Origin of the sequence: Crystallibacter permensis, from assembly GCF_025960875.1 — a bacterium.
Classification (GTDB): Bacteria; Actinomycetota; Actinomycetes; order Actinomycetales; family Micrococcaceae; genus Crystallibacter; species Crystallibacter permensis.
Genome location: NZ_JAODLR010000006.1, coordinates 93,540 through 108,519, shown reverse-complemented (window position 1 = coordinate 108,519; position 14,980 = coordinate 93,540). Strand labels below are relative to the sequence as shown.

The following is a 14,980-nucleotide window of genomic DNA, read 5'->3' as shown; positions in this document are numbered from 1 at the left end:
TGGATTGGGCAGATGCTTCACTTGCGTATCTTGAGGGAGTCGGTGATGGTTTGCATGATGGTGTTGTCGGCCAAGGTGGTGGCGTCGCCGGCCTCGCGGCCTTCCGCGACGTCCTTGAGCAGGCGGCGCATGATTTTGCCGGAGCGGGTCTTGGGAAGTTCGGGGACCACGAGGATGGTTTTGGGTTTGGCGATCGGACCGATTTCCTTGCCGACGTGGGTGCGGAGTTCCTGCACGATCGCGTCTCCGGTGTCGGTGGCGTCGCAGCGGAGGATCACGAAGGCGACGACGGCCTGGCCGGTGGTCTCGTCCGCGGCCCCGACGACGGCGGCTTCGGCGACGGCGGGGTGGGAGACCAGGGCGGATTCGATTTCGGTGGTGGAGAGGCGGTGTCCGGAGATGTTCATGACGTCATCGACCCGGCCGAGGAGCCAGATGTCGCCGTCCTCGTCTTTCTTGGCGCCGTCCCCGGCGAAGTACATGGTCTGGAACCGGGACCAGTAGGTGTCCTTGAAGCGTTCCGGGTCGCCCCAGATGCCGCGCAGCATCGCCGGCCAGGGTTCGCGGATCACGAGGAACCCGCCGTGGCCGTCGGGCACGGACTCGCCGGCCTCGTCCACGACGTCCACGGCGATTCCGGGCAGCGGGACCTGGGCCGAGCCGGGCTTGGTGGCGGTCACCCCGGGCAGCGGGGCGATCATCTGCGCGCCGGTTTCGGTCTGCCACCAGGTGTCCACGATGGGCGCGGGGTTGTCCTTCTTCTCGCCGTTCTTGCCGACATTGTCGCCGATGACGTCCCGGTACCACATCCAGGCTTCGGGGTTGATGGATTCGCCTACCGAGCCCAGGACCCGGAGGGAGGAGAGGTCGTACCTGTCCGGAATGTCCCTGCCCCACTTCATGAAGGTCCGGATCGCGGTGGGGGCGGTGTAAAAGATGGAGACCTTGTACTTTTCGATGATTTCCCACCAGCGGCCCTGGTGCGGGGAGTCGGGGGTGCCCTCGTACATAACCTGGGTGGCGGCGTTGATGAGCGGGGCGTAGGCGACGTAGGAGTGCCCGGTGACCCAGCCGATGTCGGCCGTGCACCAGTACACGTCCGTGTCCGGGTGCAGATCGAAGACGGCCTGGTGGGTGAATGCGGTCTGGGTGAGGTACCCGCCGGTGGTGTGCAGGATGCCCTTGGGCCTGCCCGTGGTGCCGGAGGTGTAGAGGATAAACAGCGGGTGCTCCGCGTCGTGCCCCACGGCGGTGTGCTGGTTGGAGGCGGCCCCGACGGTGTCCGCCCACCAGTGGTCCCGCCCCTGATGCCAGTCCACCTCCTGGCCGTTGCGCCGGACCACCACGACATTTTCCACCGTGTGCCCGCCTCCGGACAGTGCTTCATCCACGGCGGGCTTCAGTGCGCTGGGCTTGCCGCGGCGCCAGGTGCCGTCGGCGGTGACGACGAGCCTGGCTTCGGCGTCCTCGATCCGGGAGCGCAGCGCGTCCGCGGAGAAGCCGCCGAACACCACCGAGTGCACCGCCCCGATCCGGGCGCAGGCCAACAGGGTGATGACCGCCTCGGGAATCATAGGCAGGTACACCGCGACCCGGTCGCCCTTGGCGAGGCCGAGGGACTCGAACGCGTTGGCGGCCTTCTTGACCTCCTCGGTGAGCTGGGCGTAGGTGTAGGTGCGGGTGTCGCCCGGTTCGCCCTCGAAGAAGATCGCGGTCCGGTCCCCGAGCCCGTTCTCCACGTGCCGGTCCAGCGCATTATATGCGGCGTTGATCTCCCCGCCGACAAACCACTTCGCGAAGGGCGGGTCGGACCAGTCCAGCGTCTGCGTGAAGTCCCTGGACCAGGTAAGCAGCTCCCGCGCCTGCCTGGCCCAGAAGGCGGGGCGGTCGGCATCGGCCTCCGCGTAGACTTCCGCGCCAACGACGGCGTTCCTCGCGAACTCAGCGGAGGGCGCGAATTTGCTGTCCTCGTAAGAGAGGTTCTCAAGGGCGTCGCCGTGCTGGAGCGGCCCGAAGGGTGCCGCGGTGGGTGGGTTGGACATGGATGACTGTTCTTCCTCTAAAGATGCTCTGTGGTGACGGCCGTCGCGGTCATAGGCCCGGGTTGGTTCTTCCTGCCTCTTGGCGGGTCTGGTCGGCGGTTCCGGTGCCGTATTGCACGGCTTCGCAGCCGCAAGGCGTCCAGAGTTCCCGCCGGCGAGGCGCCGTCTGCGGCACCTCGCCCACGGGCTGACTCCTGGGTGTTCTTTGAACTATTGGGTTTCTTCGCTGGGCATCAGCGCCCTGTGGCGGCGGGGTACCGAAGCTGTCCGGGATACTCCGCCGCCGCTGGCAGCGGGACTGATCAGTACTTGATAACGACGCGGCCGTCGATCTTGGCGTGCTTCATCTCGTCGAGGACAGCATTCACTTCGGACAGCTCCCGGGTCGAGATTGTCGGGTGGATCTTGCCCTGGGCGTAGAAGTCCAGGGCTTCCTCGAGATCCTGCCGGGTTCCCACGATGGAACCGCGGACTGTCAGGCCCTTGAGCACAATCTCGAAGATGGGTGCCGGGAAGTCGCCCGGCGGCAGGCCGTTGAACACGATGGTGCCGCCGCGGCGGGCCATTCCGATCGCCTGCCCGAATGCTGACGGGTGTACAGCAGTGACCAGGACTCCATGGCAACCTCCGGTTTCGCGCTGGATGACTTCGGCGGGATCTTCGTGCAGGGCATTGACCGTCAGCTCGGCTCCGTGTTTTTTAGCCAGGGCGAGCTTGTCGTCGGCGATGTCTACCGCGGCGACGCGGAGGCCCATGGCCACCGCGTACTGGACGGCGATGTGCCCGAGTCCGCCGATCCCCGAGATGGTGACCCATTGGCCGGGCCGGGTCTCGGTCATCTTCAGTCCCTTGTAGACGGTCACTCCGGCGCAGAGCACCGGGGCCACTTCGACGGGGTCCGAGCCGGCCGGGATCCTGGCCGCGAACCGGCTGTCCACCAGCATGTATTCGCCGAAGGAACCGTCGACACTGTAGCCGGCGTTCTGCTGCGCTTCACACAGCGTCTCCCAGCCGGTGCGGCAGTACTGGCAGGCGCCGCAGGCGGACCAGAGCCACGCATTGCCCACGAGGTCACCGACGGCCAGGTCTGTGACGCCCTCGCCGAGGGCAACGACCTCGCCGACGCCCTCATGGCCGGGGATGAACGGCGGTGTCGGCTTGACCGGCCAGTCCCCTTCGGCGGCGTGCAGGTCGGTGTGGCAAACACCTGTGGTGAGTACCTTGACGAGGGCCTGCCCGTGGCCGGGGACGGGAACGGGGAGGGCCTGGATCTGAAGATCCTTGCCGAATTCGGTTACTACTGCTGCTTGCATCGTCGTCATTGTCGATATTCCTTCGTCGTTAGTGCCGGCAGCGGAGAGCGCCGGGCATGAATTGGAACGGCACGCAAGAAACCGGGCTGGATGCTGAGTAGCCGTCGGTCACAGCATCATGGGTGGGTTTCACGCCCGATGCCGGAGGACAGCCGCTGCCGAGGCACCTCATCGGCCGGGTAGGCGATTGAGGTGGACGGAACGTCAAGCCAGGGATAACCTGTCAGCGTTCTAGCCCGTGTCGCTATTGTGGAACCTCACTCCGACCGTCGTGGTCTGCGGTGCGAAGCACGAGCATCGTTCACTCTTGTTGTGAGCGGGCGATGGCCGTTGTCCTTAGCCTAGGGACGGGAAGGTTGCGTCTAGGTTGCAGCCTTGTGAGTCATCTCACGGGGTAAAGTCCCTTCGGCGGCCATCCAGGCCACCGTGTGGATTCACCGGACTATTGGTGTCAGTCGATACGGTGAGTGCGCAGGCGCGCGATCGAAGCCCTTTCCTTAAGGGTCGCAGTGCAGCCAAACTCCAACGCTCCCTTGTCACCGAACCAGCCCCTCCGGCGCGTCCAGCTCTGAAATCGAAGCCGGGCCGGCACTCGTCCGGTGCGGCCCGTGCTGGCGTGCCGAGAAGCCTGCCGACTCCTGCTGCAGACGGGCATTGCGCTTTATCTGGCCTCAGCAGCTGGGCTTCCGCCCTGACCGGACAACGTTTACGACAGCAGAGTTAGGAAAACTCTTGCAGTATTTCCCCTACCGGACGGCGTGTGAGGGACGGCCAGAGGGCCCGTGCGAGGAACGCCGTAGCCTGCCATTCATCCGGCCCAAGGTTTCCGCAGAGGAGCTCAAAGGTCGAGTTCGCTTCAGGATCCTTCAAGGCTTCAGTTGTCAGGGGCCAGGCAAGGGCAGGATCCGGCAATTCAGGCCACAGCCCGTTTTGAGTGGGTTTGAGCGCGAAGCCAGGCGGCGTTTCGAGACGCGCGCCGTGTCGTTTTCCTGGCGCTGCTTGGCTTGAATGACGACATATCCATGCCAGGAGTCGGACCCGAAGCCAGTTGTTGCTGACCAAGTGACCTTTCCGTCGTATGTGGCTTCGCGACCTCCGTCAGCCCCGGCTCCGAAAGCGGGGCTGAGCTGTTCCAGCGGATAGTCGACGGCCATGGAGCTCTTCCTGAGTAGTTTCCTGCTACCACCATAATTGTGCGAAGAAGGATCGCGCATTTGAACAATTGACCGTTGCGTTGTCCTTGCAGGTTATCGGTTCGGGAGTGGCAAGAACGGGTCCTTGCCTTAGCTGACAGACAAATGTGGGAACCGCTGAGCGAAGGAGAACGTGGGTCTTAAGTTCTGTGGTGCCATCTGTAGCGGAAGATCCTGAGTCATTCTTATGATGACGAGATATGGAAGACAACGACAAGGAAGACACCGACTTTCTGACAGTTACCTCCACGAATCAGATTCAGGCCGGAGGCGTAACGCTTCCGGCCTGTTTGTCGCTTAAGCATGTTGGCCGCTTGATCCGAACGGCGTCAGGAACCTTCTACAGGATCCTCGACTATGCCGATGAAGCGGCTGCCCACACCATCGAATTCGCTCCGGCGCATGCCGGGCCCGAGTTCGGGCAACTCTATTGGATCATGGAATTCGCAGATGACATAAGTGAACTCAGGCCACCACTTCTTTGGCCGTGCTGCCTCCGAAAAGCCGCAGACACAGCACCGCAATTCGACCCATACCGGTCGCTTGCCTGTGCGGTTGGCGCGGGACTGTAGCAGCCACTGTGGCGGATTTGCCACAATCTCGGCGAGGTCCTCTTCGGTAAGCCGCGAAGGTATACCGTGCCGCCGCGCCATCTCAAGCGGAATGTCAAGGGCCAGGGCTGCATCTCGTCTGGTAATCATCGTCATCAACAATAGGCCAACGCCGCCACTGGCGCCGATTCGAAACAAGCCGCGGAACACGCTGACCCCGGTAAGGCCGGTTCCAGAGCGATCACGATACGCCGGTGGCAGCGGGGAATCTCGATTTCCCGGGCAGGGTTGCCGCTGTAGCGGCCCCGGCAGGAACCTCGCTGCTCTTCATGAGGAACGCGTCGGCATCCAATACGGAACCGTCCTGCATGGTCACGCCGTAGTGCACGAAACCGCCCACTCCGACCATGACATCCGAGCTGGGCGTCGTTGCGCCGCGTCTACGGATTTTCCAGCCGAATGTCCTGCGGATGGCCAGGACGGCAGCATCGAGCAGTTCGGAGCGTGTCAGCACGCTCAGTTTGAAGTCAGAGGTGGAAGTGAGGCTGATGGGGATACCCGCCTCCGTCAGTGCTCTGAAGAACCGGTAGGAAATTTCCGGGCCGAGCCGCATCCCAGAGCCGGTGGGGGAGAGCATGCCCATACGCTCGTTCCAGTGCAGGGGGCTGAAGCCTATGGTCTGTCTTGCTGCTTGGGAGGGCTTTGCACGCTGCCGTCGCCTCGGCCGCCGGCAGCGCCAGGGACATATCCGTGCAGCCGGTACGGCCACGATACTCTGGGCAACCATGTCGGCGCTGGCGCCAACGGCAGACTGGGCGGCGATGATCTGGGCGGCCTTGCCCGGAATTTCCGGAACCGATTCCACCGGATACTGGCCGTGCTGTTTTCGTACCGGAGGCCGGCGCTGTACACGCCGTCGACGTCCGTGTAGATCTCGCACACGCTGGCGCCGAGGGCGGCGGCCAGCACAATGGCGGTGAGGTCGGAACCGCCTGGGCCCCAGGTCGTAGTTTCCTTGGACTTCAGTCCCTTGCCGTGGAAACCAGCCACAAGGGGTATTTCCCCGCGGTTCAGGACCGTGCGAAGCCGCAGCGGGCCGTAGCCGACGATATAGGCCTTGCCGTGGGCCGGTTGTCGTTCCATGACGCCTCCTGGGTGACAGCTTCAGTTGAGTGCAGCGGCTGCGATCTTTCGTTACTGCCGCACTAACGAAACGCCGCCGTTCCCGGGGTAGAACCTTGGGCTTTCCTGAAACCGATTGCACAATTCATTGACACTGCCGCGCGCATTAGCGATCCTGAAGACTCCAAGCGGTGGGGCCCGCGAGGGGAGCCGGCCGGAGGGTCCGGCTGGCTCTGTGGGGAGTGGACTGTGGGGATCACTGCGATATGGCTACCGATCAACCTTGGGATTTGCGGCTTGTGGGGGGCTGGCAACTGCATCGCGGGGGTCCGCCTGTGAAGGTAGCACTGCGCCAGCAGCGCCTTATTGCGGCCTTGGCGCTGTACGGCAGGCAGTCCCGTACTTTTTTGGCCGGATTGCTGTGGCCGGACAGCTCCGAGCATCAGGCGGCGGGCAGTCTTCGGGAGAGTGTTTTCCTCGTTAATCGGACATTACCGCAGCTCCTGTCATCGACTCAGGATTCGCTGGACTTGGACGAGCACGCCAGCGTTGACGTCCGCGATCTCAGGGCGCAGGCAGCCCGCCTGGAGGAACATGCCAATCCCGGCCTCCAGCAGAGCCTGTTGCATGCGGTGCAGGATGCCGAATTGTTGCCGGGCTGGTACGAAGACTGGGTCATCTCCGAGCAGGAGAGGTGGCAGCGACTGCGGTTGTCGGTGCTTGAACGGCTGGCCAAGCAGTTTCTGCTGCTGGGCAGGATCGATCCGGCGATGGAAGCGGCACGCGCAGCGACGACCATAGAGCCCCTACGCGAGAGTGCACAGCGGTTACTGCTCCAGTGCTACCTGGCGGAGGGAAACAATGCGGAAGCGCTGCGGGCCTACCAATCCTTCCGGATCAGGCTGCGCCAGGAATTCGGTGTTGCCCCCTCGGCTATCATTTCGGACTTGATCAGTTCGCTTTTGGAGGGATCGGATGGCGAGCAGCAGTTAGGGCGGAGCGGGGGCCGCGGATAGCACAGCCGTTCAGGCCTCGGCGGTCAACGAATCAGCGTAGAGGTCCATCAGCGCCGGCATTCCGCCAGCGGCCATGACCCGCCGTTGGCGTTCGGCCCCGATGCCGTCGGTCCATAAACGCTCCAGGGAAGCGTCCACCCACTCAGCGTCGCCGGCTTCCTCAAGGGCAGGCCGGATGCGCCGAACCAGCAGGTTGACCACATCGCGTGCGGGCAGGAGGAGTCCGGAAAATGGGTCGATCAGCTTATCGGCCAGCCCTTGCCGTCCGGCTTGCCAGACAGCCGCATCGAGGAGTTCGGCGTCGAGGTCGGGAAAGTCCTTGCCGGCCTGCGCTTCGGCGAGGGCCGTGACCACCAGACCACGGATCAGGGCGGCGATGAGGACTGCGTCCTGGGCCTCCAGCTGCACGTCGGCCGCCCTCACTTCCAAAGTGGGGTAGCGGTCGGAAAGGCGCGCCAGCCAGGTGAGTACGCCGCGATCGATAACCACCCCGGTGTCCACCAGCCGCTGGATCCGCCGCTCGTAATCGGCGGCATCAGCGAACAGCGGCGGACAGCCCTGGACCGGCCAACGGCGGTAGTGCACAATCCGCCAGCTGGCGAACCCGCTGTCGCGGTCCAGCCAGAACGGGGAATTCGCGCTCAGTGCCACGATGACGGGCAGCCAGGGCCGGATCCGGTTCAGAGCCTGCACCCCCGACTCCTTGTCGGGGACGGAGACATGGACGTGCTGGCCGTTGACGAACTGGTCCGCGACAATCCCCTTGGCACTGGCCTTGAGGTCATGGTAGCGCCGCTTGTCTGTCACCTCCGGGTAGTCTTCGCGGATCCGTGCAGCAGTGCCGGTGGCCGCGGCGCGGACGCCCGCCTTCCGCGCTGCGGTGTCCAGCTGGCGGCGGAAGTTCAGCAGCGATTCTTCGGCCTCAGTCAGCGTTGAGCAGACGGCCGTGGCGGTCTCGATCTGGCAATTGAGCAGCTCCCGCTGGATGTCCCCGCGGGCCACCTGCAGGGACTCCAGGTTCTGGGCCACCTTGTCTGCAACTGCCTCGGGCAGTCCCGTGGCCGGATTGAGCAGCAGGTACTCTTCCTCAATTCCCAGCGTTGCCATAGAGCGCCCTTCCCTAGCCTGAAGCGGACAAACTTGAGCTTACCCAAATTATCAGTGTGCTGATGACAGCCTTCTCACCTGAACAGCAGCAGTCCCAGCGCCGCCGCTCCCAGACCCAGGGACAGGTTGGCAGCAAGATTGACGACGGCGGCAACCGGCCGCCGTTCGGCCCACAGTCTTACGGTGGAAACCGTCCAGGAGCTGAACGTGGTGAGGCCTCCGGCCAGTCCCGTCGCCACCGAAGTACTCCATGGCTCCGCCAGCGAACTCTGTGCGGTCACTGAACAGACCAGCCCGATGATGAACGAGCCGACCACGTTGACCAGCAAGGTGGACCAGGGCCAGGCTGTACGCGCGGTCCCGGAGGCCGCGGCACGGCTGAACAGGGTATCAGCGGCGAATCTTGCCAGCGCCCCTGCCATGCCGAAGACACCTACCAGCAGCGCGGCCAAAGCCGTCACGATTGTCCACCCGCTAACCCGGCCGCGCGCCTGCCGAGCACGTGGCCGAGCGCCAAACCGGCGACGGCTGCGGCGAGCCCGGCGGCGAGGGACAGGCCCAGATACACCAGCCACACATGGTGACTGCCCGCAGCGGCGAGTTGGTCGATGGCGATGACCACTGCCGAAAAGGTGGTGAAGGAGCCGAGCAGCCCGGGGCCGAGGCCGGCTTGGAGCCAGGACGGAGCGGCCGCCCGTTCCGCCCAGAAGGCGGTGAGCAGCCCCAGCAGGAGGCTGCCCGCGATATTGATGGCCAGGGTGGTCCAGGGGACACCGCCGCCGTCTTCGGGAAAGACCAGTCCCAGGCCGTAGCGCGCCTCGGTGCCGAGCAGTCCGCCGACAGCCACGGCCATCCATGCGGTGGCGGGCGGCACCGGAGGTTTCCCCGACCGCTCGAGGTGCGCCCCCGGCGTCGTTCTCATGTGGCGAGGGCGCAGCCAGCGTGCGGTTTGTCGCTGAAAACCCATAGTGCCGATGCGGCCTCGTCGCCCAGATCCAGCTCCCGGTCCCGCCCGGCGGTGCCGACGCGGACTGCCACGGGGCCGCCGAACGGCTTCCGGCCGATGACCTCCACATGGTCATCCAGGCCGATGTCCTCGGCGCTGAGGAACCTCAGGAGTGCTGGGTTCGAGTCGCTGATGCGGGTGATCCGGCCCGTATGGCCAGCATCCAAAATCGCCAGCTGGTGCGCCTGCGGGATGTCCACGGCGCCGTGTGCATCCGGAATCGGATCGCCGTGCGGGTCACGGTGGGGATAGCCGAGTTTGGCTGATAGCCGCTCGATGAACGTGTCCGAAACGGTGTGCTCGAGCAGTTCGGCCTCGTCGTGGACCTCGTCCCAGGCATAGTCGAGTTCCTGGACCAGGAAAGTCTCCAGCAGCCGGTGCCGGCGGACCATGGCCAGAGCAAGCCGGCGGCCCTCGTCGCTCAGCTCCACTGCGCTGTACGGCTCGTGGATGGCCAGGCCAAGCTCGACGAGCTTGCGCACCATCTCCGACACCGAGGAGTTGGCGACGCCCAGCCTGTTGGCCAGCTGGGACGAGCTGATGGGTTCGTCCTGCCACTCGGTGAAGGAGTAGATCACCTTGACGTAGTCCTGGACACTGGCGGATCCGCTGCTAAGGGCGGGACTGTGCTTGTTGGGGGGCATCTTGTTCTCTAGACGGACGTGGGGATGCTCGGCTGTTCGGAGACCCTGCGCTTGGCGCTGCGCCGCCGCTGCCATTGCCAGACTACCCCGTTGCGCCGGGCGAACAGGTAGACGACGACGAAGACCACGGACTGGGCCAGGACCACGGACGCACCAGTGGAAATGTCCAGGTAGTAGCTGGCATAGATGCCGGCAACCGCGGCCGATGCCGTTATCGACGCCGCGATCAGCAGCATTGTGTCAAAGCTGCGGGTCAACAGGAATGCGGTGGCGCCAGGTGTGATCAGCATGGCCACCATCAGGATAATGCCGACCGCTTGCAGGCCCACCACAACGGTCAGGGCCAGCAGGCCCAGCATTAGGGCGGAAAGCCAGCGGGTGTTCAGCCCGATGGCGTGGGCATGGATCCGGTCGAACGCGAGCAGCGTCAGGTCGCGCCGTTTGTAGAGCAGCACGGCCAGCGTAATGGCGCCCAGGATGAGCACTTGGAACAGTTCGGCGGTGTTCACGCCGAGGACGTTGCCGAACAGGATGTGCTGCAGATCCGTTTGGCTCGGAGTCTTGGAAATGATGGCCAGACCCAAGGCAAAAAGCCCGGTAAAAACGACGCCGATGGCCGTGTCCGCTTTGAGTTTCGTGGTCGACCGGACGGCGCCGATCAGCGCTACCGCACCGGCGCCGAAGACGAAGGCGCCCAGCGAGAACGGCAGACCGACAATGTACGCCAGCGCGACGCCGGGCAGCACCGCGTGGGATACGGCGTCGCCCATGAGGGACCAGCCCATCAGGATCAGCCAGCAGGACAGCACGGCGGAGACCACGGCCGCCGCCAGGGTCACCAGCAGCGCGCGGGTCAAGAAGCCGTACTGCAGCGGCTCCAGTACCCAATTAATGACGTCCATGAGGCGCTCCTTCCGGGGCGGTGGCGAGGGCAGTTCCGAAAGCCCGGGCGAGGTTCTCGTTGGTCAGGACCGCTTCGGGTTTGCCGTGGGCGAGCACCCGCTGGTGGAGCAAGACAGCTTCATCGCAGAGCTGGGGGATGCCGGCCAGGTCATGGGTCGAGACCAACACGGTCCGGCCTTCGTTCCGCAGCTCCTTGAACAGGGTGATCAGGGCACCCTCGGAGCCCTTGTCGACACCGGCAAACGGCTCATCGAGCAGCAACAGCCCCGCATCCTGGGCAATTCCCCGCGCCACGAAGGCCCGCTTCCGCTGACCGCCCGAGAGCTCGCCGATCTGTCGGTGCTGGAGCTCCGACAGGCCGACACGTTCCAGTGCTGCCGCCACAGCCTCGCGGTCGGCGCGGTGCGCGCGGCGGGCCCGTCCCAGCCGGCCATAACGGCCCATCATGACGACGTCGCGGACGGATACGGGAAATGTCCAGTCCACATCTTCGGACTGCGGCACGTAGGAGACGACGTTGAGCTTCCGCGCGTCCTTGGGCTCGACGCCGAACAGACGCACGTCGCCTTTGGTCGCCTGGACGAGGCCCATGAGGGACTTGAACAGCGTGGACTTGCCGGACCCGTTGACGCCGATCAGTCCGCAAATCGTCTGCGGCCGGATGGTCAGCGTCACGCCGTCCAGCGCTATGACCTCGTTGTACGCCACGTGCAGCGACCTCACGGTAATGGCGTCGGCGCCGGTGGGAAGTTCATGCACGCTCATGAGGCCAGTCCTTCTTTGATCAGGGCGATGTCATGCCGGATAAGGTCCAGGTGGCTCGGCACCGGGCCCTCGGGGCCGGACAGCGAATCCACGTAGAGCGGGGTGATGAGCTCGGCGCCGGTAGCTGCGGCAACCTGTTCCATGGCGCCCGGATTCACTGTGGATTCGCAGAACACGGCCGGAACCTGGTTCTGCTGGACAAAGGCGATCGTGTCTTTGATTTGCCGGGGTGTGCCTTCGGCATCGGAGTTTACCGGCCACAGGAAAGCTTCCTTCAGGCCGGCGTCCCTGGCCAGATAGGAGAAAGCACCCTCGCACGTAACCAGGGCGGCAACGGAGCCGGTGTCACGGAAGGCGTCCTTCAGTTCCTGCATGACACCGTCCAGTTCGTCCTTATACCGCTCGCCGTTGGCACGGAAGTCCGCGGCATGCGCCGGATCCAGTTCGCTCAGGGCAACCACGGTGTTGTCGACATAGACCTTGGCGGCCTCCGGCGACATCCAGGCATGCGGATTGGGCTTGCCCTCGTAGTTTCCGGAGCGGATATCCACCGGGTCGATCCCCTCGGAGAGGACGGCGTGCGGGGCCGGAACCGCCGTCACAAACCGGGCGAACCAACGCTCCAGCCCCAGGCCGTTGTCGAGAATCAGGTCCGCTTCCTGGGCGCCGACAAGATCCGAAGGAGTGGGCTGGTAGCCGTGGATCTCCGCGCCCACCTTGGTGATCGATTCCACCCGCACATGCTCGCCGGCGACTTGGCGTACCAGATCCGCAAGCACCGTGAAAGTGGTGAGCACCATGGGCCGCTCGTCGGACGGCTCCGGTACGGCGGCCGAACCGTTGCCCACGGGACCGCAGGCCGTCAGCATGCTCAGCGACACGACGGCCAGCACCACGGACCACAATTTTTTCGGCATGCCTAAATTTATCGCAAAGGTGCACCGGAAAAATAGGGTGCGGCAAAAATTTCTGCACGTTACTTGGCGGAGCGGCACGGAAAGTTGACGGAGAAAACCTGGAACCTAACGGCCAGCCTTCACTGCGCGCCAGGTCAGGGTCAGGTAGGGGAGCCGGATAATCTCTTCCCGGGCATGGCCCAGATGTTCATGCAAGTACCAGTCAAGGTTTCCCAGCACTTTTGCACGCGTCTGTTCGTTGGCCCGCAGATAGTAGCTGCGCGACTTGACCAGTTCCAACAAGTCGGCGGGCGTGAGCGGATCCGCCCAGTGGGTTTCGTGGCCCTCATGCCGGATGAACTCAGGGCCGATGAAGGGGCGGAAGTCCGGCCTGTAGACGTCACCAGCGTGCATGATCCGGGAGAGCCGGTGGACCCAGGGAATGGAGACATCGAGCTGGTTCCAGATCAACCCCAGCGTTCCCCCTGGCCTCAGGATCCGGGCAGTCTCCGCGCTGGCAGCTGCCTGATCCACCCAGTGCCAGGCCTGCGCCACGGTGACCAGATCCACGGCGGCATCGGCGATAGCGGTGTGTTCGGCCGTCCCCAGCAGGATCCGGGCCGCGGGATAATTGGTTGCCAGTTGCTCCAGCATGTCGGCCGAAGGATCCACGGCGGTCACCCGCAGGCCCCGGGCGAGCAACGCGGCCGTATATTTTCCGGTACCGGCGCCTACATCCGCGGCGTCCCGTGCCGACGGCGGCACCAGCCAATCGACGGCGTCATCAGGGTAGCCGGGACGGACCCGGTCATAATGCGCACCACCCTGCTGGAAGCTGCTGCCGAACTCCCGGCGCCGTTCGTCATCCATCCGGGGTCCGCCGCGAACCACTGCCACACTCCTCGTGCACCCTCTGCCCTCTGGCAGGGGGCTCTCCTTGACCTGTCATTGACGCCGCCAGCCGCCCATGCCACTGCACAGGCGGCTTCGCAAACGACGGGTCGATTAGATCATGCTCCATCCGGCAGTCAGGAGTAGCAATTAGTCTAAGGAGCACGGCGCCGCGCCGGCGGTTCCCGGCGTCGCCGGTGCCCACTCGGGGAAGACCCGTGTTTCCACCGCCGGCACCCAGCGTCCGCTCTCGACGACGTAGTCATGGCGCAGGCCGTCGCGGACCAGTGCTGCCACGCCGTCCGCGAGCCGCGCCGCGTCCTCCAGGCGGGAACCCAGCCCGAAGCTGGCACGGAGCGAACCGGACGGCAGCCCGAGGCGGTTGAGCAAGGGATGGGCGCAGAACTTGCCGTCCCGCACACCGACGCCGTGCTCGGCCGAAAGATACGCGGCCACGAGGCCAGCATCGTAGCCGGCCACCGAAAAATTAACGACGCCGATGGCATCCAGCGGGGCGGTCTCCTCGCTGAAGATCCGGTGCACGGTGACCGAGTCCACCGCCTCCAGCCGCTCGGTGAGGTACCCACGCAGCACGGACTCATGCTGCTGCCAGGCTTCCTCATCCAGCTGTGCAATGTGCTCGGCAGCCCGGGCCAAGGTGGCCGCACCGAGCACGTTGGGCGACCCGGCCTCGTGCCGGGCCGGCCCCGTTGTCCAGACCACGCTGTCCAGCCGGACCTGTTTCACCGCGCCGCCGCCAGCCAGGTGCGGTGTGCCCGAGTCCAGCCAGTCGGCCCGCCCGATGATCGCTCCCGCGCCGAAGGGGGCATAGAGCTTGTGCCCGGAGAGGACCACATAGTCAATGTTGTCCCGGGCAATATCGATCCGTCGGTGCGGGGCGAGCTGCGCGGCATCCACCACTACCTGGGCACCATGCCGGTGGGCAAGCCGTGCGGTTTCGGCAATCGGAAAGATCTCGCCGGTAACATTCGACGCGCCCGTGATGGCCACGAGTGCCACTTGGCCGCCGGCCAATTCGGCCTCGATCGCTTCGAGTGTAGCGGCAACACTTCGCTGCGCCACCACGCTGCGGTGCGGTACCGCCTGCCAGGGCAGCAGGTTGGCGTGGTGTTCGATGTCCAGGTAGAGCACTTCGCCGCCGTCCGGGATGCAGCCGGCCAGCAGGTTCAGGGAGTCGGTCGTGTTGCGGGTGAAGATGACCAGGTCATCGGTCCGCCCGCCCACAAAAGAACGCAGGACCTCGCGTGAGTGCTCGTAAACGGAGGTGGAGACCTGGGATGCGTAGCCGGCACCGCGGTGGACGCTCGCGTAGTAGGGGAGCAGCTGCTCCAGATAGGCGGTGACGGAAGCCAGCGCGGGTGCCGAGGCGGCATAGTCCAGATTGGCGTAGCGGACTGTGCCGCCGTCCAGCAGGGGAGCGGCGAGTTCTGCGCCGGCAACTTCCTGGAACGGATGTTCCGCTGCCAGCAGTTCGGGGGACAGGGCGGAGTCGATAACGGTGGTGCTCATG

General features: G+C 64.9%; 16 protein-coding genes. 1 reads left to right on the top strand and 15 read right to left on the bottom strand.

Annotation, left to right across the window (positions count from 1 at the left end):
* Positions 1-17: 17 nt before the first annotated feature.
* From acs to B0G38_RS09260, 6 genes are all read right to left on the bottom strand, one after another.
* A complete protein-coding gene (acs, locus tag B0G38_RS09285) occupies positions 18-2,042 on the bottom strand; it encodes an acetate--CoA ligase (RefSeq protein ID WP_264669176.1) in 2,025 nt (674 codons plus the stop codon).
* Positions 2,043-2,344: 302 nt separating this feature from the next.
* A complete protein-coding gene (gene adhP, locus B0G38_RS09280) occupies positions 2,345-3,355 on the bottom strand; it encodes an alcohol dehydrogenase AdhP (protein ID WP_264669303.1) in 1,011 nt (336 codons plus the stop codon).
* A gap of 881 nt (positions 3,356-4,236) precedes the next feature.
* A complete protein-coding gene (locus B0G38_RS09275) occupies positions 4,237-4,509 on the bottom strand; it encodes a hypothetical protein (protein WP_264669175.1) in 273 nt (90 codons plus the stop codon).
* Between the two features lie 368 nt (positions 4,510-4,877).
* The gene (locus tag B0G38_RS09270) at positions 4,878-5,249 is read right to left on the bottom strand and encodes a hypothetical protein (RefSeq protein WP_264669302.1); all 372 of its coding nucleotides are present in this window, start codon (positions 5,247-5,249) and stop codon (positions 4,878-4,880) included.
* 91 nt (positions 5,250-5,340) lie between these two features.
* Positions 5,341-5,736 carry an ACT domain-containing protein gene (locus B0G38_RS09265; RefSeq protein WP_264669174.1) on the bottom strand — a complete coding sequence of 132 codons (396 nt, stop codon included), beginning with the start codon at positions 5,734-5,736 and terminating at the stop codon, positions 5,341-5,343.
* 35 nt (positions 5,737-5,771) lie between these two features.
* Positions 5,772-6,242, bottom strand: coding sequence for an amino acid kinase family protein (locus B0G38_RS09260; protein ID WP_264669173.1), 471 nt, complete (start codon positions 6,240-6,242; stop codon positions 5,772-5,774).
* 314 nt (positions 6,243-6,556) lie between these two features.
* Between B0G38_RS09260 and B0G38_RS09255 the strand changes: the two genes are divergently transcribed.
* Positions 6,557-7,237, top strand: coding sequence for an AfsR/SARP family transcriptional regulator (locus tag B0G38_RS09255; protein WP_264669172.1), 681 nt, complete (start codon positions 6,557-6,559; stop codon positions 7,235-7,237).
* A 9-nt stretch (positions 7,238-7,246) separates the two neighbouring features.
* Here the strand turns inward: B0G38_RS09255 and B0G38_RS09250 are convergent, their stop codons facing one another.
* The 9 genes from B0G38_RS09250 to B0G38_RS09210 form a co-directional block, all read right to left on the bottom strand.
* Positions 7,247-8,344, bottom strand: coding sequence for a carboxylate-amine ligase (locus B0G38_RS09250; protein WP_264669171.1), 1,098 nt, complete (start codon positions 8,342-8,344; stop codon positions 7,247-7,249).
* Positions 8,345-8,418: 74 nt separating this feature from the next.
* On the bottom strand, positions 8,419-8,805 hold the full coding sequence (locus B0G38_RS09245; protein WP_319801235.1) for a fluoride efflux transporter FluC: 387 nt from the start codon (positions 8,803-8,805) through the stop codon (positions 8,419-8,421).
* Complete coding sequence (locus tag B0G38_RS09240; protein ID WP_264669300.1) at positions 8,802-9,197, bottom strand: fluoride efflux transporter FluC; 396 nt, start codon at positions 9,195-9,197, stop codon at positions 8,802-8,804. Before B0G38_RS09240 ends, B0G38_RS09245 begins: the two co-directional genes overlap by 4 nt.
* Before the next feature lie 65 nt (positions 9,198-9,262).
* Complete coding sequence (locus tag B0G38_RS09235; protein WP_264669170.1) at positions 9,263-9,994, bottom strand: metal-dependent transcriptional regulator; 732 nt, start codon at positions 9,992-9,994, stop codon at positions 9,263-9,265.
* A gap of 8 nt (positions 9,995-10,002) precedes the next feature.
* A complete protein-coding gene (locus B0G38_RS09230) occupies positions 10,003-10,896 on the bottom strand; it encodes a metal ABC transporter permease (RefSeq protein WP_264669169.1) in 894 nt (297 codons plus the stop codon).
* Positions 10,883-11,662, bottom strand: coding sequence for a metal ABC transporter ATP-binding protein (locus B0G38_RS09225; RefSeq protein ID WP_264669168.1), 780 nt, complete (start codon positions 11,660-11,662; stop codon positions 10,883-10,885). The genes B0G38_RS09230 and B0G38_RS09225 overlap by 14 nt, the downstream gene beginning before the upstream one ends.
* Positions 11,659-12,579 carry a metal ABC transporter substrate-binding protein gene (locus tag B0G38_RS09220; protein WP_264669167.1) on the bottom strand — a complete coding sequence of 307 codons (921 nt, stop codon included), beginning with the start codon at positions 12,577-12,579 and terminating at the stop codon, positions 11,659-11,661. The genes B0G38_RS09225 and B0G38_RS09220 overlap by 4 nt, the downstream gene beginning before the upstream one ends.
* A 105-nt stretch (positions 12,580-12,684) precedes the next feature.
* Entirely contained in the window at positions 12,685-13,449 is a 765-nt protein-coding gene (locus B0G38_RS09215) for a class I SAM-dependent methyltransferase (protein WP_264669166.1), read from the bottom strand.
* 150 nt (positions 13,450-13,599) lie between these two features.
* Entirely contained in the window at positions 13,600-14,979 is a 1,380-nt protein-coding gene (locus B0G38_RS09210; RefSeq protein WP_264669165.1) for an aminotransferase class V-fold PLP-dependent enzyme, read from the bottom strand.
* Between the last annotated feature and the right edge of the window lies 1 nt (position 14,980).

Excerpts from the sequence above, each read along its gene's own strand:
- B0G38_RS09250 (WP_264669171.1), bottom strand. The coding sequence starts at position 8,344 with ATGGCAACGCTGGGAATTGAGGAAGAGTACCTGCTGCTCAATCCGGCC.
- B0G38_RS09275 (WP_264669175.1), bottom strand. The coding sequence starts at position 4,509 with ATGGCCGTCGACTATCCGCTGGAACAGCTCAGCCCCGCTTTCGGAGCC.
- acs (WP_264669176.1), bottom strand. The coding sequence starts at position 2,042 with ATGTCCAACCCACCCACCGCGGCACCCTTCGGGCCGCTCCAGCACGGC.
- adhP (WP_264669303.1), bottom strand. The coding sequence starts at position 3,355 with ATGCAAGCAGCAGTAGTAACCGAATTCGGCAAGGATCTTCAGATCCAG.
- B0G38_RS09225 (WP_264669168.1), bottom strand. The coding sequence starts at position 11,662 with ATGAGCGTGCATGAACTTCCCACCGGCGCCGACGCCATTACCGTGAGG.
- B0G38_RS09235 (WP_264669170.1), bottom strand. The coding sequence starts at position 9,994 with ATGCCCCCCAACAAGCACAGTCCCGCCCTTAGCAGCGGATCCGCCAGT.
- B0G38_RS09230 (WP_264669169.1), bottom strand. The coding sequence starts at position 10,896 with ATGGACGTCATTAATTGGGTACTGGAGCCGCTGCAGTACGGCTTCTTG.
- B0G38_RS09210 (WP_264669165.1), bottom strand. The coding sequence starts at position 14,979 with ATGAGCACCACCGTTATCGACTCCGCCCTGTCCCCCGAACTGCTGGCA.
- B0G38_RS09260 (WP_264669173.1), bottom strand. The coding sequence starts at position 6,242 with ATGGAACGACAACCGGCCCACGGCAAGGCCTATATCGTCGGCTACGGC.
- B0G38_RS09270 (WP_264669302.1), bottom strand. The coding sequence starts at position 5,249 with ATGATTACCAGACGAGATGCAGCCCTGGCCCTTGACATTCCGCTTGAG.
- B0G38_RS09240 (WP_264669300.1), bottom strand. The coding sequence starts at position 9,197 with ATGGCCGTGGCTGTCGGCGGACTGCTCGGCACCGAGGCGCGCTACGGC.
- B0G38_RS09220 (WP_264669167.1), bottom strand. The coding sequence starts at position 12,579 with ATGCCGAAAAAATTGTGGTCCGTGGTGCTGGCCGTCGTGTCGCTGAGC.
- B0G38_RS09265 (WP_264669174.1), bottom strand. The coding sequence starts at position 5,736 with ATGCTCTCCCCCACCGGCTCTGGGATGCGGCTCGGCCCGGAAATTTCC.